General features: G+C 63.2%; 15 protein-coding genes and 1 pseudogene. 13 read left to right on the top strand and 3 right to left on the bottom strand.

Annotated elements, in window-relative coordinates:
• Positions 1-743: 743 nt before the first annotated feature.
• On the bottom strand, positions 744-1,292 hold the full coding sequence (locus NKI01_RS22205; protein WP_352964610.1) for a hypothetical protein: 549 nt from the start codon (positions 1,290-1,292) through the stop codon (positions 744-746).
• A 44-nt stretch (positions 1,293-1,336) separates the two neighbouring features.
• On the opposite strand from NKI01_RS22205, the gene NKI01_RS22200 reads away from it, so the two are divergent.
• The 6 genes and pseudogenes from NKI01_RS22200 to NKI01_RS22175 form a co-directional block, all read left to right on the top strand.
• Positions 1,337-7,042, top strand: coding sequence for a HAMP domain-containing protein (locus NKI01_RS22200; protein WP_352964615.1), 5,706 nt, complete (start codon positions 1,337-1,339; stop codon positions 7,040-7,042).
• A gap of 52 nt (positions 7,043-7,094) precedes the next feature.
• Positions 7,095-9,134, top strand: a complete 2,040-nt coding sequence (locus NKI01_RS22195) for a PAS domain-containing hybrid sensor histidine kinase/response regulator (RefSeq protein WP_245278536.1) — start codon at positions 7,095-7,097, stop codon at positions 9,132-9,134.
• Between the two features lie 78 nt (positions 9,135-9,212).
• Positions 9,213-10,100, top strand: a complete 888-nt coding sequence (locus NKI01_RS22190) for an alpha/beta fold hydrolase (protein ID WP_352911742.1) — start codon at positions 9,213-9,215, stop codon at positions 10,098-10,100.
• A gap of 203 nt (positions 10,101-10,303) precedes the next feature.
• Complete coding sequence (locus NKI01_RS22185) at positions 10,304-11,803, top strand: helicase HerA domain-containing protein (protein WP_352495732.1); 1,500 nt, start codon at positions 10,304-10,306, stop codon at positions 11,801-11,803.
• Positions 11,804-12,152: 349 nt separating this feature from the next.
• A complete protein-coding gene (gene ampH, locus NKI01_RS22180; protein ID WP_352911738.1) occupies positions 12,153-13,310 on the top strand; it encodes a D-alanyl-D-alanine-carboxypeptidase/endopeptidase AmpH in 1,158 nt (385 codons plus the stop codon).
• A gap of 267 nt (positions 13,311-13,577) precedes the next feature.
• A pseudogene (locus NKI01_RS22175) lies at positions 13,578-14,054 on the top strand (ATP-binding protein); the annotation flags it as partial.
• A 289-nt stretch (positions 14,055-14,343) separates the two neighbouring features.
• Here the strand turns inward: NKI01_RS22175 and NKI01_RS22170 are convergent.
• Both NKI01_RS22170 and NKI01_RS22165 read right to left on the bottom strand, forming a co-directional pair.
• A complete protein-coding gene (locus NKI01_RS22170; RefSeq protein WP_023718009.1) occupies positions 14,344-15,183 on the bottom strand; it encodes a hypothetical protein in 840 nt (279 codons plus the stop codon).
• Positions 15,184-15,354: 171 nt separating this feature from the next.
• Positions 15,355-15,609 (bottom strand): hypothetical protein, encoded by a 255-nt coding sequence (locus NKI01_RS22165; RefSeq protein WP_352964609.1) that lies wholly within the window; start codon positions 15,607-15,609, stop codon positions 15,355-15,357.
• A 32-nt stretch (positions 15,610-15,641) separates the two neighbouring features.
• On the opposite strand from NKI01_RS22165, the gene NKI01_RS22160 reads away from it, so the two are divergent.
• From NKI01_RS22160 to nirB, 7 genes are all read left to right on the top strand, one after another.
• A complete protein-coding gene (locus NKI01_RS22160) occupies positions 15,642-16,241 on the top strand; it encodes an ANTAR domain-containing response regulator (RefSeq protein WP_352548924.1) in 600 nt (199 codons plus the stop codon).
• 2 nt (positions 16,242-16,243) lie between these two features.
• On the top strand, positions 16,244-17,482 hold the full coding sequence (locus NKI01_RS22155; RefSeq protein WP_352483957.1) for a CmpA/NrtA family ABC transporter substrate-binding protein: 1,239 nt from the start codon (positions 16,244-16,246) through the stop codon (positions 17,480-17,482).
• 358 nt (positions 17,483-17,840) lie between these two features.
• Positions 17,841-19,157: a CmpA/NrtA family ABC transporter substrate-binding protein gene (locus NKI01_RS22150; protein ID WP_352483958.1), complete on the top strand. Its 1,317-nt coding sequence runs from the start codon at positions 17,841-17,843 to the stop codon at positions 19,155-19,157.
• A 74-nt stretch (positions 19,158-19,231) separates the two neighbouring features.
• Positions 19,232-20,128 carry a nitrate ABC transporter permease gene (gene ntrB / locus NKI01_RS22145; RefSeq protein WP_352483959.1) on the top strand — a complete coding sequence of 299 codons (897 nt, stop codon included), beginning with the start codon at positions 19,232-19,234 and terminating at the stop codon, positions 20,126-20,128.
• Positions 20,129-20,139: 11 nt separating this feature from the next.
• Complete coding sequence (locus NKI01_RS22140; RefSeq protein ID WP_352483960.1) at positions 20,140-20,937, top strand: ABC transporter ATP-binding protein; 798 nt, start codon at positions 20,140-20,142, stop codon at positions 20,935-20,937.
• Positions 20,938-21,484: 547 nt separating this feature from the next.
• Positions 21,485-22,786 (top strand): MFS transporter, encoded by a 1,302-nt coding sequence (locus tag NKI01_RS22135; RefSeq protein WP_352483961.1) that lies wholly within the window; start codon positions 21,485-21,487, stop codon positions 22,784-22,786.
• Between the two features lie 19 nt (positions 22,787-22,805).
• Entirely contained in the window at positions 22,806-25,256 is a 2,451-nt protein-coding gene (nirB, locus tag NKI01_RS22130; RefSeq protein ID WP_023718002.1) for a nitrite reductase large subunit NirB, read from the top strand.
• Positions 25,257-25,290: the final 34 nt, after the last annotated feature.

Genomic DNA, 25,290 nt, shown 5'->3' with positions numbered 1-25,290 from the left:
ATATCCGCCGTACAAGTGCCTCGACCGCCGATCGGATCGGCGGGCTGCAGCTTATGTCAAAGGCCATTGTCAGCAATCATGAGAGATGGGGATACGGCGCGAAACAAGGGAGCGCGCCTCTTCTTTGGTTCGGCCGGTCGTGCGCCGTGCGCGGTGCGACAGACGAGCGGCGACCGGCAAAATTTCAAACTGAGACACTATCTAACTGCCACCTAATACAGGTTCTTTGAGCTAACTCCCCCTGGCGCGCGTACTGGTCGCGAATCCCATTCGTCGCGCGCTATTGGAGTCTGGATATAGTGCGCCAGAATCCAGGGTCGCGTCCCGTCTGTTTCCGGTCTGTTTTCAGGCATGAAATTCTCTTGCCCGGGTCGCTGTTCCTTCACTGTTTTCAGTGCGCATCGGACACTGTTCCGCCGCTGTTTTCAGCGAGAGTGCGAACTGTTTCCTAACTGTTTTATCAGTTGCAGCGCTTAACCGAAATCGTCCATTAAATTGGACTAAGCCATCGTCGCATATAACTGGCTTGGAAATGACTCCCCCACTCTTTGCGCTCCCGGGCTGCCCGCCGCCTATCGCGGAACCTAGCTGAGACTAGTGTAGTCGGCCGCCCGGCTTGGGCTCGCCGGTCCAAAAGTAGTGAGCCCGTGCCCGGTCAGTGCATTTTTCTGGCTGTGGTTTGAACCGCGAGCGCCGGGTCTGAACCAGGCAGCGGGCTGAAATGACCGCTGAGCAAAACTCCGTTACTTGTTGCAGTTCTGCATATCCGACGTCATGGCGCCGCTGGGGGTATTGTTGTCGGTATCGCTGCCCGCCGTATCCTTGCAGCGGTCCTCCATACCGTTTGTCTGCGGCGTGGTGGCGTTCGTTGCGTTCGGATCGATGGTGTTCGGGGTAGTTGCGCTGCCGGTCCCGATGTTGCCGCCGGAAGTGCCTGTGTTGACGCCGGTATTGCCATCGGCGCTACCGGTCCCGGAGCCCATCGATTGTGCCATGGCAGATGTGGCCAGGCCGATAGCAAGTAGGAATGCAGAGAGAATTTTCATCATCTTAGTGTCTCCATCGAGTTGCATCGTTCTATCGCGATCTATACCCAACGAGAGTTTTTTCGAGATGTTCCGTTTGGCATAAATAGTGATCGATAAACCATTATGGATCTTTGTTGCTCGTCGTTTCGTGAATGCGGCTGCGAAATTCCTGCCGCATAGCGGCAATTTCGTCTGGAACCAAATCGAGCATGCCGCGTTATTGCGCTTGCGGGGAGTTGTGTCGGCCGCAGGGGACAGTTTCACCAGGACATTCAAGAAATCCGTGAGCTGGGAGGGGCGCTGTGAGCGTGCTTGCATCCACAAGGCAATTGGACCACCGTCAAATACTGAACGCGCTGAAGGCTTTTCGGAGCGGTGATTTCTCCGTTCGCATCGATAATGTCTACACCGGCCTCGATTCCGAGATCGCCGACACCTTCAACGAAATCGTAGAACTCAACGATCAGGTCACGCGCGAGTTCGAACGCCTCAGCAAGGTCGTCGGCAAGGATGGCCGGATCGGCGAACGCGGCCGTGTCCGCAACGCTACCGGCAGTTGGGAATCGAGCGTCCGTTCCGTCAACGATCTGATCGAGGACATGGTTCAGCCGACGGCCGAAGTGGCGCGCGTCATCGGCGCGGTCGCCAAAGGCGACCTGTCGCAGACGATGATGGTCGAAATCGACGGCCGGCAGTTGCGCGGCGAATTCCTGCGCATCGGCAAGATCGTCAACACCATGGTCGGGCAACTGGCCTCCTTCGCCTCGGAGGTGACGCGCGTGGCGCGCGAGGTCGGCACCGAAGGCAAGCTCGGCGGCCAGGCCCGCGTGAAAGGTGTGGCCGGGACCTGGAAGGACCTGACCGACAACGTCAACGCCATGGCGACGAACCTGACCGGGCAGGTGCGCAACATCGCCGAGGTGACGACCGCCGTCGCTTCCGGCGACCTGTCGAAGAAGATCACCGTCGATGTGAAGGGCGAAATCCTCGAGCTCAAGAACACCATCAACACGATGGTCGACCAGCTCAATTCCTTCGCCTCGGAAGTGACGCGCGTTGCGCGCGAGGTCGGTACAGAAGGCAAGCTCGGCGGCCAGGCGCGCGTCGAAGGTGTCGGCGGCACCTGGAAGGACCTGACCGACAACGTCAACCTCATGGCAGAGAACCTGACCGGCCAGGTGCGCAATATCGCCGAGGTGACCACTGCTGTGGCGCTTGGCGACCTGTCGAAGAAGATCACGGTCGACGTCAAGGGCGAGATCCTCGAGCTGAAATCAACCATCAACACCATGGTCGACCAGCTGAACTCATTTGCCGGCGAAGTGACGCGCGTCGCCCGCGAAGTCGGCACCGAGGGCAAGCTCGGCGGCCAGGCGCAGGTGCGCGGCGTTGCCGGCACCTGGAAGGACTTGACCGACAACGTCAATTCGATGGCCGAGAACCTGACCGGCCAGGTCCGCAACATCGCCGAGGTGACGACCGCGGTTGCTTCGGGCGACTTGTCGAAGAAGATCACCGTCGCCGTGCAAGGCGAAATCCTCGAGCTCAAGGACACCATCAACACGATGGTCGACCAATTGAACTCCTTCGCCTCGGAAGTGACGCGTGTGGCGCGCGAGGTCGGCACCGAAGGCAAGCTCGGCGGCCAGGCCGAGGTGAAGGGCGTCGGCGGCACCTGGAAGGATCTGACCGACAACGTCAACCTGATGGCCGCCAACCTGACCGGCCAGGTGCGCAACATTGCCGAGGTGACGACCGCCGTGGCCCGCGGCGACCTGTCGAAGAAGATCACCGTCGACGTCAAGGGCGAAATCCTGGAGCTCAAGGACACCGTCAACACGATGGTCGACCAGCTCAATTCCTTCGCCTCGGAAGTGACGCGTGTGGCGCGCGAAGTGGGATCGGAAGGCAAGCTCGGCGGCCAGGCGCATGTCGAGGGTGTCGGCGGCACCTGGAAAGATTTGACCGACAACGTCAATGCCATGGCCGGCAATCTGACCGTGCAGTTGCGCGACGTGTCCAAGGTGGCGACGGCAATTGCGACCGGCGACCTCACCCAGAAGATCACGGTCGATGCATTGGGCGAGATCCTGCAGATCAAGGACGTCATCAACACGATGGTCGACCAGCTGAATTCCTTCGCCTCCGAGGTGACGCGCGTGGCGCGCGAAGTCGGTTCCGACGGCAAGCTCGGCGGCCAGGCGCAGGTGCGCGGCGTTGCCGGCACCTGGAAGGACCTGACCGACAACGTCAATGCGATGGCCGCCAACCTGACCGGGCAGGTGCGCAACATCGCCGAGGTGACGACTGCGGTGGCGCTTGGCGATCTGTCGAAGAAGATCACGGTCGACGTGCGCGGCGAGATCCTCGAGCTGAAGGACACCATCAATACGATGGTCGACCAGCTGAATTCCTTTGCCTCGGAAGTGACGCGCGTGGCGCGCGAGGTCGGCACCGAGGGCAAGCTCGGCGGCCAGGCGCAGGTGCGCGGCGTTGCCGGCACCTGGAAAGATCTGACCGACAATGTGAATTCGATGGCCGAGAACCTGACCGGCCAGGTTCGCAACATCGCCGAGGTCACCACCGCAGTGGCGCGCGGCGACCTATCGAAGAAGATCACCGTCGACGTCAAGGGCGAGATCCTGGAGCTGAAATCGACCATCAACACCATGGTCGACCAGTTGAACTCCTTTGCCGGCGAAGTGACGCGTGTCGCCCGCGAGGTCGGCACCGAGGGCAAACTTGGCGGCCAGGCACGGGTGGAGGGCGTCGCCGGCACCTGGAAGGACCTGACCGACAACGTCAATCTGATGGCGACGAACCTGACCAACCAGGTGCGCGGCATCGCCGATGTCGTGACCGCGGTCGCGCAAGGCAATCTCAAGCGCAAGCTGACGGTCGATGCCAAGGGCGAGATCGCCTCGCTCGCCGACACCATCAACGGCATGATCGAGACGCTTGCGACCTTCGCCGACCAGGTCACCAACGTCGCCCGCGAAGTGGGCATCGAAGGCAAGCTCGGCGGCCAAGCCCGTGTGCCCGGCGCTGCCGGCCTTTGGCGCGACCTGACCGACAACGTCAATCAGCTCGCCGCCAATCTGACCACGCAGGTGCGCGCGATTGCCGAGGTGTCGACGGCGGTGACCAAGGGCGATTTGACCCGCTCGATCAGCGTCCAGGCCTCCGGCGAGGTCGCGGCGCTGAAGGACAACATCAACGAGATGATCCGCAATCTGAAGGACCAGACGCTGAAGAATGCCGAGCAGGACTGGCTGAAGACCAATCTCGCCCGGTTCTCGCGCATGCTGCAGGGCGAGCGCGACCTGGCCACGGTCTCGCGTCTCATCATGTCCGAACTCGCGCCGCTGGTGAATGCGCAATATGGCGTGTTCTACGTGACCAACCGCGACGAGGATGAATTCTATCTGGAACTCGCCGCCTCCTATGGCGCCGAAAGCAAGGCGGAGATCAAGCAACGCCTCGATCTGCGCGAAGGCCTTGTCGGGCAAAGTGCCGCCGACAAGCGCGCCATCATGCTGGACAATGTGCCGCCGAATTTCCTGCGCGTCACGTCGGGCCTTGGCAATGCCGCGCCGGCCAACGTGATCATTCTTCCGGCTCTGTTCGAGGACGAGGTGAAGGCCGTCATCGAACTCGCCTCGTTCAGCGAATTCCGCGACACGCACCAGTCATTCCTCAACCAGCTGATGGAATCCGTCGGCATCGTTCTCAACACCATCGCCGCCACCATGCGCACCGAAGGCCTGCTCAAGCAGTCGCAGCTGCTGACCTCGGAGCTGCAGGCGCGTCAGACCGAGCTGACCAAAAAGCAGGAAGAGCTGCACGCCACCAACGAGGAGCTGCAGGAAAAGGCGCAGCTGCTCGAGAACGAAAAGAAGCAGGTGGAGAACAAGAACCTCGAAATCGAGATGGCGCGCCGTGCGCTGGAGGAGAAGGCCGAGCAGCTGGCGCTTACCTCGAAATACAAGTCGGAATTCCTCGCCAATATGAGCCACGAACTGCGTACGCCGCTGAACTCGCTGCTCATCCTTTCAAACCTGCTCGCAACCAACCAGCAAGGCAATCTCAACGACAAGCAGGTCGAGTTCGCGCGCACCATCAACTCGGCCGGCACCGACCTTTTGAGCCTCATCAACGATATCCTCGATCTGTCGAAGATCGAATCGGGTACCGTCTCGATCGATATCAACGACATGCCGGTGGTGCATCTTCGCCAGCATATGGAGCGAACCTTCCGGCAGCTCGCGACCGACAAGGGGCTTGGCTTCGCCATCAACGTCGATCCCGAGCTTCCGGAGACCGTCCGCACCGACGAGAAGCGCTTGCAGCAGATTGTGCTCAACCTCTTGTCGAACGCGTTCAAGTTCACCTCCGAGGGCGAAGTCAGCTTGAATTTCCGGGCCGAAAAGACTGGCCGTCACAACGGCTCGGTGCAACCGATGGAAGCGCTCGCTATCGCGGTCACCGATACGGGCATCGGTATTGCGCAGGACAAGCAGAAGCTGATTTTCGAGGCCTTCCAGCAGGCCGACGGCACCACCAGTCGCAAATATGGCGGCACCGGGCTTGGGCTCTCGATCAGCCGGGAGATCGCCCGGCTGATCGGCGGCGAATTGCGGGTCGAGAGCACGCCGGGCAAGGGTTCGACGTTCACGCTGGTCATCCCGTTCGACGGACCTCGGATGGCCTTGGCCCCGCAAGCGGCCTTGCTGCCGGCGATGGAGGTGGTCGCGACGACGGCGCAGCCGAGCCCGCCATCCTCCGAATTGCTTGATGACCGCGATACGATCTCACCGGAAGATAGGGTCGTGCTGATCGTCGAGGACGACCCGACCTTTGGCGGTTTGCTGCTCGGCCTGGCGCGTTCGGCCGGGCTGAAGGGCGTCCTGTCGACCGCGGGCTCTGGCACGCTGGCTTTGGCCCGCAAGCTGGTTCCCGATGCGATCACGCTGGATCTCGGACTATGGGATATCGACGGCTGGGTGTTGTTCGATCTGCTTCGCCATGACCCGAAAACCAAGGACATTCCCGTCCATGTCATCTCGGGTGCCGAAGATATCGAGGTGCTTGCCCGCAAGGGCGCATCCACCATTTCAACCAAGCCCGTGTCGGCGGACGAACTGATGAAGGTCTTCCAGGACATTCACTCCAGAAAGCTCCGCGTCCAGCGCCGCGTTCTGATTGCCGATACCGATCCCGAGCGCCGTCTCTCGTTGATCGAGGCGATCCGCGACGGCGTCACCTCGGTCACCGCGATCGGCCGCGTCGCGGCGAATGCCGACGACATCGGCATCGCCGGCTATGATGCCGTTGTGCTCGGCCTTGGCCGCTCGGCCAAGGACAACGCCCAGATGCTGGATGAGATTGCCGTCCTGTTCGGGCAGTCCGTGTCGCGACTGTTGTTCTTCGCGCCGCATCCGGAAGCGCTGCAACAGTCGCTCGCCTTGCATCCGGCATTGGCGGACGTTCCGCGGGCGGAGAATTTCGCGCAGCTGGCTCTCCTGATATCCGCAACGCTCCCGGGGCGAGGCCACGACAGTTCGGCAGCCGAACAGCCGGATAAATTCGACCTCGCCGGCGCAAAGGTCCTCATCGTCGACGACGACATCCGCAACATCTATTCGCTCACCAGCGTACTTGAGACCTATGACATCCAGGTGCTGCACGCGGAGCGCGGTAGGGAAGGTATTGCGCTTCTGGAGCAGAGCCCGGATATCGACGCCGCATTGATCGATATCATGATGCCGGAGATGGACGGCTACGAGACGATGCGGCAGATCCGCGGCATGCCGGCAATCGCCCATATCCCGTTGATCTCGGTTACCGCCAAGGCAATGAAGGGCGACCGGCAGAAGTGCCTCGACGCCGGCGCCTCTGACTATATCGCCAAGCCGGTCGACCTCGACCTGCTGCTGGCCTTGCTGCGTGTCTGGATCGGCCGCTCGCGATCCCGTGTCCATCGTCCGGAAAAGACGCTCATGGCAGTGAACTGACGGCCGCTCGATGCAGAAACTGTCGAGAAACGGAGCGAGGAAGCTGGAGGTTATGGCCCCGGCGACAGGGCCGGCAAAGGCGCGCATCCTGGCCGTGGATGACGACGAGCGCAATCTGCTGGCGATCGGCGAGGTTCTGGCCCCTGTCGGCGAAGTCGTCTGCGTGCAGTCGGGCGAAGAGGCGCTGCGCGCTCTGCTGAAAGAGGATTTCGCAGTCATCCTGCTGGATGTGCTGATGCCTCGGCTGGACGGCTACGAGACCGCTGGATTGATTCGCCAGCGCGAGCAATCCAGGCGAACGCCGATAATCTTTCTCACCGCCATCAACAAGGAAGACGCCCACATGCTGCGCGGCTATGACGCCGGCGCGGTGGATTACGTGTTCAAGCCCTTCGACCCGGCCATGCTGCGTTCCAAGGTAGCCGTGTTCGTCGAACTTCATGAGAAGACGCTCGAAATCCAGCAAAAGGCGGCTGCCGAGCAACGGCTGCTGGCCCAGGCACTGCAGGCGCAGCAGGAAAAACTCGAGGCCGAGCGGGCGCTGCGTAGCGCCCAGGAGCGGCAGCATGCCATTTTGAGCTCTCTTCCGGTCTGCTTCCACGCAAGGGCGGCGGAGCCGCCGTTCGGCGCCAGCTTTGTCACCGAAGGGGTCGAACGCTTGACCGGCTTTCCTGCCGAACGGCTGACCTCCGATCCAGGCTTCGGCCTAAGCCGGGTTCATCCCGACGATCTGCCGAGAGTGAGGCAAGCCCTGCTCGCAGCCAAGGCCATCGGCTCCTACACCTGCGAATTCCGCTGGCAATGCGCCGACGGCAATTACCGGATTTTCCTCGACCAGGGCGTCCTGTCGAACGGTTCCGATGGCCAGAGGCCCGAGATCCTCGGCACATTGCTGGACGTTACCGAGCGGCGCGAGCTTGAGAACCAGCTGCTGCAATCGCAGCGCCTCGACGCGATTGGCAAGCTTACCGGCGGCCTGGCGCATGATTTCAACAATCTGCTTGCCGCAATTCTCAGCGGATTGGGATTGCTCGAGCGCCACGCCGAGTTCGATGGACAGGCCAGGCAAGTTCTGGAACTGACGCGCCGGTCGGCAAAACAAGGCGCCGAGCTCGTCAACCGCATGCTTGCGTTCTCGCGCCGCCAGACACTGAGGCCGCAGGCCGTGCGCCTCGCTGCGCTTGGCGGCACCATGAACGGGTTGGTGGCCCCGGTTCTGGGCGGCCTGATCCGTTTCGATTGGCTTGTCGACGACACGGTGTGGCCGGCGCATGTCGATGCCGGCCAGCTGGAGCTGGCGCTGATGAACCTGGTTTTCAACGCGCGCGATGCCATGCCGTCCGGCGGCACGATAATCGTGGAGGCGCAAAATCGAACGCTAGGCAGTGCAGCCGAGGATATTTCGGCGGGCGACTATGTCGTGGTCACCGTCAAGGATACGGGGTCGGGCATACCGGCCGACATTCTCGCCAAGGTCGTCGAACCGTTCTTCACCACAAAACCGGTCGGCAAGGGCACTGGCCTCGGTCTGAGCACGGTGCATGGCTTCGTCAAGCAATCGGGCGGCACGCTCCGCATTGAGAGCACCGTCGGCAGTGGAACATCCGTCCAGCTCTGGCTGCCGCGTTCAATCGAGCGCCCGGTGGAAATCGCCGACAAGTCCGATGCCGACAACACCGTCGTGAATGCCGGCGAGGACTATCCGTCGGTCCTGCTGATTGACGACAGCAATGTACTGCGGGAACTGACGGCGCAATCGCTTCGCCAACATGGCTTTGCGGTTACCTGCGCCGGGGGCGGTGCGGAAGCGCTGGCGATGATCGAGCGGGCGCCGTACGATTTCGATGTCATCGTCACCGATTTTGCCATGCCGCTCGTCTCGGGGCTCGAAGTCATCCGGTTCGCCCGCAATCTGCGGTCCGATTGGCCGGCGGTGATGATAACCGGATATGCCGACGCCGACGCGATCGCCGACCGGCCCCCCGACGTGCCGCTGCTCGGCAAACCGCTGCGCGAAAAGGACCTGATGGAGAGCATTCTTGCAGCGGCTGCGCGCGCCGGATCGCCGAGGGCCAAGCAGGCCAGCCGGTGAAAGGCGGACCATTGGAACCTGATCCATGAGTTGCCGTTGGGTAGGTCTCTGGCTGCGCGAGGATCGGAGGAGAGACTGATGGCGACAGCGGACTGGCCTCTTCCTGAACGCTTCACCTTTCAAGGGAACTCGATCGCCTGGGGCGCGATGGGCGAGGGCTCACCCGCGGTATTGCTGCATGGCACGCCTTTCTCATCGTCGGCATGGCGCAGAATTGCGCCTTTGCTCGGCCAACAGAGGCGAATCTATTGCTTTGACATGCTCGGCTATGGTCGATCTGATAAACCCGATAGCGACGTGTCTCGTGGCATGCAGAACGAGCTTTTCGCGGCCCTTTACGATCATTGGGGCCTGCGTGCCCCCGATGTCGTCGCGCATGATTTCGGCGGCTCAACAGCGTTACGCGGTCATTTGCTCAATGGGCTCGACTATCGGTCGCTGGTGCTGATCGATCCGGTCGCAATCAGCCCGCAAGGCTCACCACTTGTTCAGGCCGCCAAGAAACACGAGGCGGTCTTTTCCGGCCTTCCGCACTACATTCATGAAGCAATCCTGCGCGCCTACATCGGCGGCGCCGTAGCGAATGCGCTGCGCGAGGAAGAGATGGCGCTCTACCTCGCACCGTGGCTGGGAGCTGAAGGCCAAAAAGCCTTCTGGCGCCAGGTCGCTCAGATGGATGACAAATACTCGCAAGAGGTCGAGTGGCGCTACGGCGAGATTCGTTGCCCCGTTGCCATCCTGTGGGGCGAGGACGACCAGTGGATTCCCATCGATGACGGTCGCGAGCTCGCGCGCCGCATTTCGAGTGCTTCCTTCCATGTCGTGCCGAACGCGAAGCATCTTATGCAGGAGGACGCGCCGGAAGCGATCGTGGCGACAGTGCTTGGCTTCTGGCGAGACCTGGAGGAGCGGGCAAATGTCCGCAAAAAACCGGCTTCGGCCGCTCGATCTCCATCGCGTCAATGAAGGCTTTGGGCGATCGGTTTGATCCGGTTGCCGATGCGATGGACAAGAATCCACCCCTTAGCGGCAGTCTCGAATCGAAACGGTACGTTTCGTATCTTTGACCCTAGCAGCATCCAGCCTGTGCGCAACACGGAGCGCCGGCCATGGCGCGCTCGACGGGCTGTGATGCGGTTGATAAGCCCTCTCCCCAAGGAGAGTCGGACATGACCGTTGCGATCGAGATGGGCCAGACGAGCGCGGGCGCCCCGGCGGCGCTGGATCTTGAGGAACTGCTGGCGACGCGGCTTCTGGTGCAGGGCAATTCGGGTTCCGGCAAATCCCATCTGCTGCGCCGGCTCTTGGAGCAGAGTGCGCCCTGGGTACAGCAGACCATCATCGATCCCGAAGGCGACTTCGTCACGCTGGGCGACCGTTTCGGCCATCTGGTGATCGATGCCGAGGAGCATACCGAGCGCGGCCTGCAGAGCGCCGGCGAGCGGGCGCGCATCCACCGCGTCTCCACGGTGCTCAATCTCGAGGGGCTCGACGCCGAGAACCAGATGCGGCGCGCCGCCGCCTTTCTCGGCGGGCTGTTCGAGGTCGCCCGCGACCACTGGTATCCGATGCTGGTGGTGGTAGACGAGGCGCAGCTGTTCGCGCCGGCGGTTGCCGGCGAGGTTTCCGACGAGGCGCGCAAACTCTCGCTCGGCGCCATGACCAATTTGATGTGCCGTGGCCGCAAGCGCGGGCTGGCCGGCATCATCGCCACCCAGCGGCTGGCCAAGCTCGCCAAGAACGTCGCCGCCGAGGCTTCCAATTTCCTCATGGGCCGGACTTTTCTGGACATCGACATGGCGCGCGCCGCCGATCTTCTCGGCATGGAGCGGCGCCAGGCGGAAGCTTTTCGCGACCTCGAGCGCGGGCAGTTCATGGCGCTCGGCCCGGCGCTGTCGCGCCGTCCGCTCGGTCTGCGCATCGGCCCGACCGATACGAGTCCGCGCAACGCGACCCCGCGCCTGATGCCGCTGCCGGAATCGGCGCTGGAGGATGCGCGCGCCATCATCCTGGCGGCGCCGCCGCCGGAAACCGTCCGGCCGCAGCGCCGCTCGTCGCCGGACCTGCTCGATCAGCTGATGGCGGCGAAATCGGCGGCGCTGGAAATCCGCCCCGAACCGGTGGAGCCGCCGATCAGCGCCGAGGATCTGGCGGAGCGGCGCGAGCGCGTCGACCGGGTGCTGCGCGCCGTGCTGGCGCAGCCCGATGCCGGCTTCCGCGTCATCGGGGTGCTCTATCAGGAGTTCGTCGTCCGCTGCCGCATAGAAGGCCTCGCCTCGGTCGTGCCGGACCTGCCGGAGTTCCGCCGCATGCTGACGCGCGCCCGCGCCGGGCTCGGCTCCGACATGATAGGCGACGATGCCTGGCAGGACGTCTCGGCGCGCGCCTCGCTGCTGCCCGAGGACATGCAAGGCGTCTTCATGATGATCGCCCGCGCGGCGAAGGAAGGCTGGCCCTGCCCGAGCGACGCCGCGATCGCCCGCGCCTACGGCTCGCACTCGCTACGCCGCGCACGGCGCCTGCTGACCTATATCGAGGAGCAGAGGCTGATCGTGTGTCAGCTTGACGGGGGCGGACGGCGGACGGTGACGCTCGTGGAGCTGGCCTGGGCGACGGCGCCGGGCGATCCGAATGCGGTGGAGGCGGAGCAGCGGAGTGCGGTGGGGTGAGGCGGCGGCCGAGCGCGGTCTTCATCATACGACGACGATTGGCGCGACGCAGATCCGCTATTGTAAGTTGTTCGACGCTACAGCACTCCCTCTTGCCGACGGCGCTTTACATATCTTCTAAATTATCAGCGGGTCGGTTTGCCAATGAAGAGATCAGCCGCGATCAACTGACGAAGACAAGAAATACGGCAGGACTGTAGCGCAAATATCCGCCGAACCTACGCTACCTCCGCCGATTACCCCTTCGGTTCATTCTGTTGACATCTCCTGCTTCTGGAGAGATGGTAAGATACTACGCGGCCCTTTTTCCGAAGATTTTATTCTGCAGCTTTATCAAAGGATTTTGGCAATGCGTTTGTCTCGATCGCGCCGACTTATGGCCATCGCTTTGACGGCAATCGCAGCCGTCACCCTTCCCTCTTATGGACATGCCGAGGACAAGCTGCTGACGGAAGCGGTGCAGTTCAACGGTACGATCCTGTATCTCTCCACCAAGGTGCCTGGCCTGATCTTCGGCGCCGTCCGCAACGGCGAGACGGCCTTGGCCGGTTTCGGCAAGATTGCCGACGGGAGTGAAAAAGTGCCCGACGGCGACACAATGTTCCGCATCGCGTCCGTGAGCAAAGTGTTCTGCGGCGGTGTGCTTTCCTCGCTGGCGATCGACGGCAAGGTACAACTCACCGACCGGCTGCAGGATCGCCTTGGCTGGGACGTCACGCTCCCGGAGAAGGACGGCCGCGCCCTCCGCCTGATCGATCTCGTCGCGCAAGCTTCCGGCCTTCCGCGGGAGGTGCCAGTGGCCGAGGCGCCCCCCTCAGACCCTTTCTCTACGAACACCAAAGAGGCGCAGATTGCCGCCCTCAAGGACAATCCGCTGCTGTTCGCGCCGGGCACCGCCGTTCTCTATTCGAACTTCGGATACGACCTCCTCGGAGCGGCGCTCGCGAATGTCTCTGGAAAGCCTTATGCCGAGGTCCTTCGAGAGCGTGTCCTCGATCCCCTCGGCATGAAAGACACGGCTTTCAACCCAAGACCGGAGGACGAGCCGCGCCTGATGCAGGGCCATAACTTCGACGGCAGCCCCATGCCAATCGTGCCGACGAGCACAGCCATGGAGTGCGCCGGTGGATTGTACTCGACCGCGGACGACCTGCTGCGCTGGATGAACTGGCATGTCGACAACAAGCCTTCCGCGGCCGACGCCGAGTTGCGCCTTTTGAACCACGCGGCTTTTTTGTACCGGGACGGGCTCGCGTCGGTGATGGGGCTGGATGACGGCGGGCCGATGGACGCCATGGGTCTCGGATGGGTCATCATGCTCCCTAACGAGCATCGCCCGCTCATCCTCCAGAAGAGCGGCGGCCTGCAAGGGATGTTTCTCTATGTTGCGATTGCACCGACACGCGGCGTCGGCGCTTTCTTCGTCATGAACGAATTCAATGCCGCCGGCTTCATGGCTGGGGTCAAGACGACGAACGATCTCGTCGCAGAGATCGCTCCACGCTGATTTTCGCGCTGATCGGGAGGACGTGCGCGATGATTGGCGCTATGGAGGGACCTGACGGACGGTATATTTCCCGGCAAGGCAAGCGCGACATCGGCTATTTCCGGCCGACCGCTTAGCCTCCTGAGGATGACCTTTGCCGGCTTCATCGCTGCTCACGGCCTGCTCATGCTGCGGCCAAGGTTCTGCCTCTCGCCTCTTCGGCATCCCGCTTTCGTAGCCGACCGCGAATGCCGCGCTGCTCGCAGTCCCGACACCATCAGCCGCCTCTTGGCGCAACCCGATGCCGGCTTCCGCGTCATCGGCGTGCTCTATCAGGAGTTCGTGGTCCGCTGCCGCATCGAGGGCCTCGCCGCGGTCGTGCCGGACCTGCCGGAGTTTCGCCGCATGCTGACCCGCGCCCGCGCCGGGCTCGGCTCCGACATGGCAGGCAACGACGCCTGGCAGGACGTCTCGGCGCGCGCCTCGCTGCTGCCCGAGGACATGCAAGGCGTGTTCATGATGATCGCCCGCGCCGCCAAGGAGGGCTGGCCCTGCCCAAGCGATGCCGCGATCGCCCGTGCCTACGGCTCGCACTCGCTACGCCGCGCCCGGCGCCTGCTGACCTACATCGAGGAGCAGGGGCTGATCGTGTGCCAGCTCGACGGGGTCGGGCGGCGGACGGTGACGCTGGTGGAGCTCGCCTGGGCGACGGCACCGGGCGATCCGAATGCGGCGGAGGCGGAGCAGGGGCGTGCCGTGGGGTGAAGCGGCGGGGCAGGCGCGCTGAGAAAGCGCCGCTGGATCAGGCCGGGGTGAAGTCTGCTTTGCGCCGCATTAACGTCATTCTCCATTCGAAGCGCTCAGGCCGGAAGCTGCCGTGCGGAAGGACGCCCAGTCATTGCCCGCAGCGGATAAGTTTGCAGCTGGACAATAATGGCCAGCCGGGGCGATCCCGGTATTTAGCGTTGCTTCGGCGAGTCAATACTGAGCCTGCGCTTACGCGTCATCCCTCTCGACAAGACCAACGGCTGGACGCGATCGAGCGCAGGCGGGTTCAGTTGGTGCTGGTTGTGGGGGTGAACCCGCACTGCTTCTGTTCCATATCGATCTGCTTCGTGATGCGGACGGCGTTCTGTGCGTAGGCCTCCGTCACGGAGCCACTATTCACGGTCTTGTCCTTCAGCGGACTCACGCCTGCGCAGAGGTGGAAAACATGCGGCTCGGTGGACTTCGCGGCTCCGTTTTCGGGCGCGATCCAGTAGACGACATCCTGACCGGCGGGGTGGCTCGCGTCCCGCGTCGCCGCCGCCACCGCGGCGGTGTCCGTCGCGATCGCCTGCGCCTGAGCGGCGACATCGGGCGAACAGGCGGTGGTGGGCTGCCCCGACTTGATCTGAGCTGCGCATGCGTTCATATCCTGGGTGTACTGTTCGACCGATGGGGGTTTGAAACTGATCCCCATGACCGTCGCGAGCACGGCCAGCGCAGCGCCGAGGCCGCCGGCAACCTTCTTGGTTTGCGGATCCATGTTTTTGTCGGTGAGGATCAGGAAAACCAGCGGAAGGAAGGCAATCAGCGTGATGATTGCGCCGAGCTGGTTTTGGAAGAAGAACCTGGCCGCGTCGGATGCACGGGCCGGATCGTGCCTGTTGGCCGCCTTCCACAGCAAGTTGCCGGCGATTGCGAAAATCGCGATGCCGACCAGAAGGCCGATGATCAGCGGCAGGTGTCCCTGGTCGAACTTGTTCTGGCGAAGCAGAATAACCCCGTAGATCTCGCCGCCAATGGCGACGATCCACGAGAGTGCGGCGAAAAGGCGAAGACGCGTGGCGGAGGACTTCTGGCCCTGCGTCGCTTGCCAATCCTTGGTAACGTCTGGCTTGTTGTCGGTCATCGACCAGATCCCCTGATATCGACACTTCTGCGGGCGGCAACCCGCCCTGCGTAGCGTCATTGAACGATCGTCACCTGCCTTAGCGACGCGGCGAAAATGTGAACGCCACGGCAGGCCTCCCCATCCATATTGCGCATGAGTGAATCCGTCCATACCCACGGAGGCAGACGCCTATGCCGCGATGGCTCCGTTCTTCTTAATCTCTGGCTCGACGTGACGCTGCCTTCCCTCGCTTGCCTCGCCTCCCTGGCGATCCGCCTCGTTGTCGCCGACGGCATAGAGAAGGCGGTCAAAGCCGGTGCGGCTCAAGGTGAAGGCTGGTGCCGGCGCCCGCGGCATCAAGTTGGTCGCTGCGGCCGTTGCATCTAATGCCTCAGGCGGCGCCTGGACGCCGGCTTTGTTTCCGTGAATCTCGCCATACCGCATTGCACAATCGCCTCGCCTGCGCAAAATGCGGCATGATCCGCAAATCCCTCACTGTCCTGGTGATCGATGAAAACCACATCCGCGCTTCGATAATCGAAGCAGGACTGCGGGAGGCCGGGCATCAGCAGGTCACGGTCATCCATGACGTCACCGGCATAGCGCGGCGGATCGCCGAGATCGAACCCGACGTGATCGTCATCGATCTCGAAAATCCAAACCGCGACATGCTCGAAAACATGTTCCAGCTTTCGCGCGTGGTGAAGCGGCCGATCGCCATGTTCGTCGACCGCTCGGACCAGGCTTCGATCGAAGCCGCGGTGGAAGCCGGGGTGTCGGCCTATGTCGTCGACGGCCTGCGCCAGGAGCGGGTCAAGCCGATCCTCGACATGGCGATCAGCCGCTTTAACGCGTTTTCGCGCATGGCGCGCGAACTGGAGGAGGCCCGCAGCGAATTGGAAAGCCGCAAGGTGATCGATCGCGCCAAGGGCATATTGATGAAGTCGCGCGGCTTGTCGGAGGACGCGGCCTATACGCTGCTGCGCAAGACCGCCATGAACCAGAACCGCAAGATCGGCGAAATCGCCCAGAGCCTGGTGACGGCGGCAGGCCTTCTGGATCCCGAGGAGAGTTGACGATGGCGGCCGAGCACCGGATCAATGCTGGCTTCATGCCGCTCTTCGACAGCGCTGTCCTCGTTGCGGCAAAGGAAATCGGCTTCGCGCTGCGCGAAGGCATCGATCTGACGCTCAACCGGGAAACATCCTGGGCCAACATCCGTGACCGCATCGCCATCGGCCATTTCGATCTCGCGCATATGCTGGGGCCGATGCCGATCGCCTGCAATCTGGGGCTGACGCCGCTCGCCTCCGACACGGTCGTGCCGTTCTCGCTCGGCCTTGGCGGGAATTGCGTCACGGTTTCGAACGCGGTCTGGGCGGGCATGGCCGCGCACGGCGCCCGACCCGACCTCGATCCGGCGCGGGCCGGCAGGGCGTTGGGGGCGCTGATCCGCAAACGGGCGAATGCCGGCGGCGATCCGCTTCGCTTCGCCGTCGTCCATCCGCACTCCGGGCACAATTACGAACTGCGCTACTGGCTCGCCGCCTGCGGCATCGACCCGTCGCATGAGATCGAAATCGTCATCGTGCCGCCCCCCTTCATGGCGGACGCGCTCGCCGCCGGCAGGATCGACGGCTACTGCGTCGGCGAACCCTGGAACAGCGCCTCTGTCGTCGCCGGCACCGGCCATATCGCCACGGTCAAGGCGGCCATCTGGAAGACCAGCCCGGAGAAAGTCATCGGCGTGCGCAAGGCATGGGCGGAAAAACAGCCGGACGCGCTTTCGGCCCTGCTGCGCGCGCTGCATCATGCGGCGCGCTGGTGCCAGGATCCGGCAAACCGCGGCGAACTCACGGCCCTGATGGCGCAGCCGGCCCTCCTCGGCCTCGCGCCAGCGCTGCAGATGCCAATCCTCAGCGGTCATCTTGCGCTCGGCGGCGGCGCCGAACTGAGCGTCGGCGACTTCTTTCTGCCCTTCGACAAGGCGGCAAATTTCCCGTGGAAGAGCCATGCGCTGTGGTTCTACACGCAGATGGTGCGCTGGGGGCATGTCGCGCACACGCCGGAAAACCTCGCTGTTGCCCGCGACTGCTACCGCCCCGATCTCTACCGCTCGGCGTTGAAGCCGCTTGGCGTGGCACTTCCCGGTGCTAATGCCAAGGTCGAGGGCGCGCTGAAGGCCGCGACTCCAGTTGGTTCGGCGGGGGCAAGCCTGGTGCTCGGTCCCGACGGGTTCTTCGATGGCCAGATCTTCGATCCCGACGAGATCGACGCCTACATTGCCGGCCAGAAATTGGCGCGCGCCGAAGCCTGATCATTTCCGCGCCATTCTTGTGCACTGCACAAAAAATGTGCGTGCAACTGCGCTAATGAATAATCCTTAGCTTGCGCGCCCAGCGGGCCGGCGCGCCGACGATTGTGGTATGTCATTGATCTCATTGATGTTTGCCATCCATTCCGAAAACTGGCACGGTTCCTGCAATGCAATAGGCAGACTCTTCTCGGGGTCACGGAATACGCGTCCAATGGCGGGCGCTACAGGCAAAGCTGCCGCTCAGGTCAACACGCGATCCCGGATGACGGACGCGCGCGGCCTGGCTGGCGGCTTTTTGTTTTGGTCGAACACGCAATCGACGGCGCCGATCCCAAGCCGCGCCCAACCGGAGATGACGATGACGAAACGCACCAATAGCCATTCCGCCCAACCGGCGATCAGCCGCCGCGATTTCCTGAGGATCAGCGCGGCCACCGCGGCAACGCTGGCGGCGGCGCGTGCGCTGCTGCCCTCCGGGGCCTATGCGGCACCCGCCGCGCCGGAAGTCACCGGCGCCAAGCTCGGCTTCATTGCGCTGACCGATGCGGCACCGCTGATGATTGCCAAGGAAAAAGGCCTGTTCGAGAAATTCGGCATGCCCGATGTCGAGGTGCTCAAGCAGGCCTCGTGGGGCGCAACGCGCGACAATCTGGTGCTCGGCGGCGAAGCCAACGGCATTGACGGTGCCCATATCCTGACGCCGATGCCCTATTTGATGCACACCGGCAAGGTGACGCAGAACAAACAGCCGCTGCCGATGGCGATCGTGGCCCGGCTCAACTACGACTGCCAGGGCATTTCCGTCGCCCAGGAATATGCCGCCACCGGCGTCGGCCTCGATGCCTCAAAGCTGAAGGAAGCCTTCGCCGCCAAGAAGGCCGCGGGCAAGGAGGTCAAGGCCGCCATGACCTTCCCGGGCGGAACGCACGACCTCTGGCTGCGCTACTGGCTGGCTGCCGGCGGCATCGATCCCGACAAGGATGTCTCGACCATCGTCGTGCCGCCGCCGCAGATGGTCGCCAACATGAAGGTCGGCAACATGGACGTGTTCTGCGTCGGCGAGCCATGGAACGAGCAGCTCGTCCATCAGGGCGTCGGCTTCACCGCCGCCACCACCGGCGAACTGTGGAAGGGCCATCCGGAAAAGGCGCTCGGCCTGCGCGCCGCCTTCATCGACAAATATCCGAACGCCACCAAGGCGATCCTGATGGCCGTCATGGAGGCCCAGCAATGGTGCGAGGCAAAAGAAAACAAGGACGAGATGGCCGCCATCATCGGCAAGCGGCAGTGGATGAACGTGCCGACCGCCGACATCATCGGCCGCCTCAAGGGCGACATCAACTACGGCAATGGCCGCGTCGCCAACGGCACCGATCTCTACATGAAGTTCTGGCAGGGCGGCGTGTCCTATCCCTTCAAGAGCCACGACAGCTGGTTCCTCGCCGAGAACATCCGCTGGGGCAAGTTCGCGCCGACCACCGACATCAAAGCACTGGTCGGCCAGGTCAACCGTGAGGATCTGTGGCGCGAGGCGGCCAAGGATCTTGGTGTCGCCGCGGCCGATATTCCGGCGTCTTCGTCGCGCGGCACCGAAACCTTCTTCGACGGCAAGATCTTCGATCCGGAGAAACCGTCGGCCTATCTCGACAGCCTGAAGATCAAGGCGTCGGCCTGAGCCCGACATAGATGCGCGACAGTGCGTTGGCAACGCCGCCCGTTGTGCATGTGCTGCCAAGGAGTTTTCGAGAAATGTCTATCCAAGCCATCGAGGACAGCAAGGTGAAGCCGTTCCCCGCGCCGGCCAAGCCCGCCGAGGTCATCGCTTTCACCGCCAGGGCGCGGCGCCGCTTCGACCCGGCCGCGATCGCCGGCAAGCTGGCCAGCACGCTGGTGCCGCCGGTCATTGTCATCACCATCATGCTCGTCGTCTGGCAGGTCGCCTGTTCGTCGCCCACAGCCAGCCTGCCACCGCCAAGCCAGGTGTGGAACGAGGCCTATGACCTGATCGCCCATCCGTTCTTCGACAACGGCCCGCAGGATATCGGGCTCGCCTGGCGGGTGCTGATCTCGCTGCAGCGCGTCGCCGTCGGCTTCGGCCTTGCGGCGATCGTCGGCGTTGCGCTCGGCGCGCTTGTCGGTCAGTCGATCTGGGCGATGCGCGGCCTCGATCCGGTGTTCCAGATCCTGCGCACGGTGCCGCCGCTCGCCTGGCTGCCGCTGTCGCTGGCGGCGTTCCGCGATTCCAGCCCGTCGGCGATCTTCGTCATCTTCATCACCTCGATCTGGCCCATCATCATCAACACCGCGGTCGGCGTCCGCAACATCCCTGAGGACTACCGCAACGTCTCCCGCATCCTCAGGCTCAACCAGTTCGAATTCTTCGTGAAGATCATGGTGCCGGCAGCTGCACCTTACATTTTCACCGGCCTGCGCATCGGCATCGGTCTGTCCTGGCTCGCCATCGTCGCCGCCGAAATGCTGACCGGCGGCGTCGGCATCGGCTTCTTCATCTGGGACGCGTGGAACTCATCGCGGCTGCCCGACATCATCGTCGCGCTCGCCTATATCGGCGTCACCGGCTTCTGCCTCGACCGCCTGGTCGCGGCGGTCGGCGTCTTCGTCACCCGCGGCACAACGGCAAAGTGAGGAGAGGGACGATGACGGCCTATCTGAAACTCGACCACATCGACAAATCCTTCGCCCGCGGCAGCCAGGTCAGCGACGTGCTGAAGGACATCCGGCTGACCATCGACAAAGGTGAATTCGTCTCGATCATCGGCCATTCAGGCTGCGGCAAGTCGACCTTGCTCAACCTGATCGCCGGCCTGACCAAGGTCTCGGCCGGCGCCGTTCTGCTCGAGGACAAGGAGGTCGATAGTCCCGGCCCGGAACGCGCCGTGGTGTTCCAGAACCACAGCCTGCTGCCATGGCTGACCGTCTACGAAAACATCAATTTGGCAGTATCAAAGGTCTTTGGCCGGAGCAGGAGCCGGGCCGAACGGCATGACTGGATCATGCGCAATCTCGATCTCGTGCAGATGGCGCATGCCAAGGATAAACGTCCGGCCGAGATATCGGGCGGCATGAAGCAGCGCGTCGGCATCGCCCGGGCGCTGGCCATGGAGCCGAAGATCCTGCTGCTCGACGAGCCCTTCGGCGCGCTCGACGCGCTGACGCGCGCCCATCTTCAGGACGCGGTGATGGATATCCATTCGAGGCTCGGCTCGACGACGATCATGATCACCCACGATGTCGACGAGGCGGTGCTGTTGTCCGACCGCATCGTCATGATGACCAACGGCCCGGCGGCCACCATCGGCGAGGTGCTTCCCGTGCCGCTGGCCCGGCCGCGTCGGCGGATCGAGCTTTCCTCTGACCGCACCTTCCTGCGCTGCCGCGAGGCGGTGCTGAAATTCCTCTACGAACGCCACCGCTTCGTCGAAGCCGCGGAGTAAGGCAATAACCGGAAAACTCGTCATCATCATTGGCAATCTGCATCGGCAATGGGCAATCTGCCGCATTGCACAAATATTATGCTGCTGTGCAAGGCATTCTGACTAATCTTTGATCCGCTGCCGAGCTTGGTCAAGAGTCGCGCGGCTGCAGTTCACATTGATTTCATTCGGTAATTCAGAGCGCTGTCGACTTGGCACGCTTCCTGCTTTTCAAAATGTAGGTCCGCAAGGGCCAAGTGACACGGCGTCCAATGGCGGGCGCTACAGGCAAAGCTGCCGCTCAGGTCCACACGCGCTCCCGGAACTCCGGACGCGAAGACCTGGCCGGCGGCTTTTTTGTTTTGACGCAATCGACGGCGCTGGTCCCAAGCGGCGCCCAACCGGAGACGACGATGACGAAACGGATCGGAACTGGCGCGTCCCTCGCGGACTTCACGCGCCGCGATTTTCTCGCCGTCAGCGCGCTGCGGGCGATGCCGCGCCGCTGACAGTCGCGAACGAACAGCACAAGGGCGGTGCTTCCCACGCCGCTAACCGGAGCCAGAAAATGACCGCAAATCTCCCAGCCGCGCCCAGCCAGGACAGTGCTCCCCGGCAGGCGCTTGTCATGTCCACCATCGCCTTCACCGTCTGCTTCGCGGTGTGGACGATCTTTTCAATCATCGGCGTGCGCATAAAGCAGGAGCTGGGGCTGAACGAGACGGAGTTCGGCCTGCTCGTCGGCACGCCGATCCTCACCGGCTCGCTCGTGCGTATGGTGCTCGGTGTCTGGACCGACCGTTTTGGCGGACGGCTGGTATACACCGCGACCATGCTTGCGGCGGCGGTCGCGACCTTTCTGCTCGCTTTTGCGCACACCTACGGGCAGATGCTGGTCGCTGCGCTGGGCGTCGGGCTCGCTGGCGGTTCCTTCGCCGTCGGTGTCGCCTATGTCTCGCGCTTCTTCCCGGCCGGCAAGCAGGGCACGGCGCTTGGCATTTTCGGTGTCGGCAATGTCGGCGCCGCGGTCACCAAGTTCCTGGCACCGTTCGTGCTTCTCTCCTGGGGCTGGCAGTCGGTCGCGCTGATCTGGGCGGCAGCACTCGTCGTCATGGCCGCCGTCTTCTGGTTCACGACCGGCGACGATCCGGTCATCCGCGAGCGCCGCGCCGGCAAGGCCGCGCCCTCGAGAAGCTTCTGGCAGGAATTCGCGCCGCTCAAGAACCTGCAGGTCTGGCGCTTCGCCTTCTATTATTTCTTCGCCTTCGGTGCATTCGTGGCGCTCTCGCTATGGCTGCCCCGCTACCTGATCGGCGTCTACGGCTTCGGGCTTGCGACCGCCGGTATGATCGGCGCGGCCTATTCAATTCCGGCAAGTATTTTCCGCGCCTATGGCGGCGTGCTTTCCGACCGGATCGGCGCCCGCACCGTGCTCTACTGGACCTTCGCTGTCAGTGCCGCCGCGACTCTCGTTCTGTCTCTCCCCTCGGCAGACTACGTCGTGCGCGGTGTCAGCGGGCCGATCGCCTTCCATTTCGAGGTCGGCCCGCTCGCCTTCATAGCCGTTGCCTGTGTGCTCGGCTTCTTCATGAGCCTTGGCAAGGCTGCCGTCTACAAGCACATCCCGGCTTACTATCCGCAGAGTGTCGGCGCGGTCGGCGGCGTTGTCGGCATGATTGGCGGGCTCGGCGGCTTTATCCTGCCAATCGTCTTCGGCGCGCTCAACGACCTCACCGGCGTCTGGTCGAGCTGCTTCATGCTGCTCTTCGTCATCGTCGCCACCTGCTTTGCCTGGATGCATTTTTCCATCCGGCGGATGGAGCGCACGGCGTCTGACGAAGCTTCAGGCCTTTCCTACGCGGCTGAGTGAGACCGGAGTGGATCAGGACATGACCGAGAAACTCGTTATCATTGGCAACGGCATGGCCCCCGGGCGCATGCTGGAGCACCTCCTGGAAAAGGCGCCTGGGCGCTACCAGGTCACCATCTTCAACGCCGAGCCGCGCGTGAACTACGACCGCATCATGCTGTCGCCGGTTCTGTCGGGCGAAAAGGCCTATGAAGAGATCATCATCCATGGCGACGGCTGGTACATCAAGCACGGCATCACCCTCTACAAGGGCCACAAGATCGTCGCCATCGACCGGCAGGCAAAGACCGTCACCTCCGATCATGGCGTGACCGAGCCCTATGACAAACTCGTCATCGCCACCGGCTCGGTGCCGTTTATCATTCCGGTGCCGGGCCATGACCTGCCGGGCGTGCTCACGTATCGCGATCTGGACGACGTCCGGGCCATGATGCTTGCCGCCCAGTCGCGGGCCAAGGCTGTGGTCATTGGCGGCGGCCTGCTCGGGCTCGAGGCAGCAGCGGGCTTGAATGCGCAAGGCATGGACGTCACCGTGCTGCATGTCATGCCGACGCTGATGGAGCGTCAGCTCGATCCGGCCGCCGGATATCTCCTGCAGCGCGCCGTCGAGCAGCGCGGCATCAAGGTCATCACCAAGGCCAACACCCAGGCGATCACCGGCAACGGCAAGGTCGAGCGGGTGGAACTTGCCGACGGCACTGTCATTCCCGCAACGCTCGTCGTCATGGCGGTGGGCATCAGGCCGAACGCGGTCCTGGCAAAAGAAGCCGGCATTGCGGTCAATCGCGGCATCGTCGTCGACGCCGGCATGCGCAGCAACGATCCCGATATCTACGCAATCGGCGAATGCGCCGAGGTCAACGGCCAGGTCTACGGACTGGTCGCGCCGCTCTACGAGATGGCGCGCGTCGCCGCCAGCCATCTGGCCGGCAACGAGGCGGCGGCTTTCGTCCATATGGACACGCCGACCAAGCTCAAGGTCACCGGCATCGAGCTGTTCTCGCTCGGCGACTTCGCCGAGGGCGATGACCGCCAGGAGATCGTGCTGCGCGATGCGGCGGCCGGCGTCTACAAGCGCCTGGTGCTCAAGGACGACCGCATCATCGGCACAGTGCTCTACGGCGAGACGGCCGACGGCGCCTGGTTCAACGACCTCAAGAAGAAGCAGACCGATATATCCGAGATGCGCGATACGCTCATCTTCGGCCAGTCCTACCAGGGAGGCGCCCCCCTGGACCCTATGGCGGCCGTTGCAGCCTTGCCGGATGATGCGGAAATCTGCGGTTGCAACGGCGTATGCAAGGGAAAGATCACCGGCGCGATCACGGCCAAGGGCCTGACCTCGCTCGACGACGTGCGCGCGCACACCAAGGCGTCTGCCTCCTGCGGCTCGTGCACCGGACTGGTCGAGAAGTTGATGGTGCTGACCATCGGCGACAAATACAACCCCGCGGCGGTCCAGCCGATGTGCAGTTGCACCGCGCTTGGCCATGACGAGGTCCGCCGGCTGATCAAGGCCAAGGGCCTGAAGACCATTCCCGCCGTCATGCAGGAGTTGGAATGGAAGACCTCCTGCGGCTGCGCCAAATGCCGGCCGGCGCTAAACTATTATCTCGTCTGCGACTGGCCCGACGAATACGCCGACGACTACCAGTCGCGCTTCATCAACGAGCGCGTCCACGCCAACATCCAGAAGGACGGCACCTATTCGGTGGTGCCGCGCATGTGGGGCGGCGTCACCAATGCCGCCGAATTGCGCGCCATCGCCGACGTCGTCGACAAGTTCGAAATCCCGATGGTCAAGGTCACCGGCGGCCAGCGCATCGACATGCTCGGCATCCGCAAGGAAGACCTGCCGGCGGTGTGGGCCGATCTCGGCCAGGCTGGCTTCGTCTCCGGCCACGCCTATGCCAAGGGGCTGCGCACCGTAAAGACCTGCGTCGGTTCCGACTGGTGCCGCTTCGGCACGCAGGATTCGACCGGTTTGGGCATCCGTATCGAAAAATTCATGTGGGGCTCGTGGACCCCTGCCAAGGTCAAGATGGCGGTATCGGGCTGTCCGCGAAACTGTGCCGAGGCGACCTGCAAGGATGTCGGCGTGATCTGCGTCGATAGCGGCTACGAGATCCATTTCGCCGGCGCCGCCGGGCTCGACATCAAGGGCACCGAAGTGCTCGGCCTGGTCAAGACCGAGGACGAGGCGCTGGAGCATATCGTGGCGTTGACGCAGATGTATCGCGAGCAGGGCCGCTATCTCGAGCGTATCTACAAATGGGCCAAGCGCGTCGGCATCGCCGAGATCAAGCGCCAGATCATGGACGATGGCGAGAAGCGCAAGGCCTATTTCGCGCGCTTCGTCTTCTCGCAGAAATTCGCCCAGGTCGACCCGTGGTCGGAACGTGCTTCCGGCAAGGACAAGCATGAATTCCGGCCGATGGCTTCGGTCGGCTTTGCGCAGGCGGCGGAGTAGGCGCGTGTTCCCGAAAAGTGGAATGCGGTTTCCG

Origin of the sequence: Mesorhizobium sp. M0815 (genome assembly GCF_040319995.1) — a bacterium.
Lineage (GTDB): Bacteria > Pseudomonadota > Alphaproteobacteria > Rhizobiales > Rhizobiaceae > Mesorhizobium.
The sequence above is the reverse complement of the archived record's forward strand: the minus strand, read 5'-3'. Positions and strand labels throughout refer to the sequence as shown.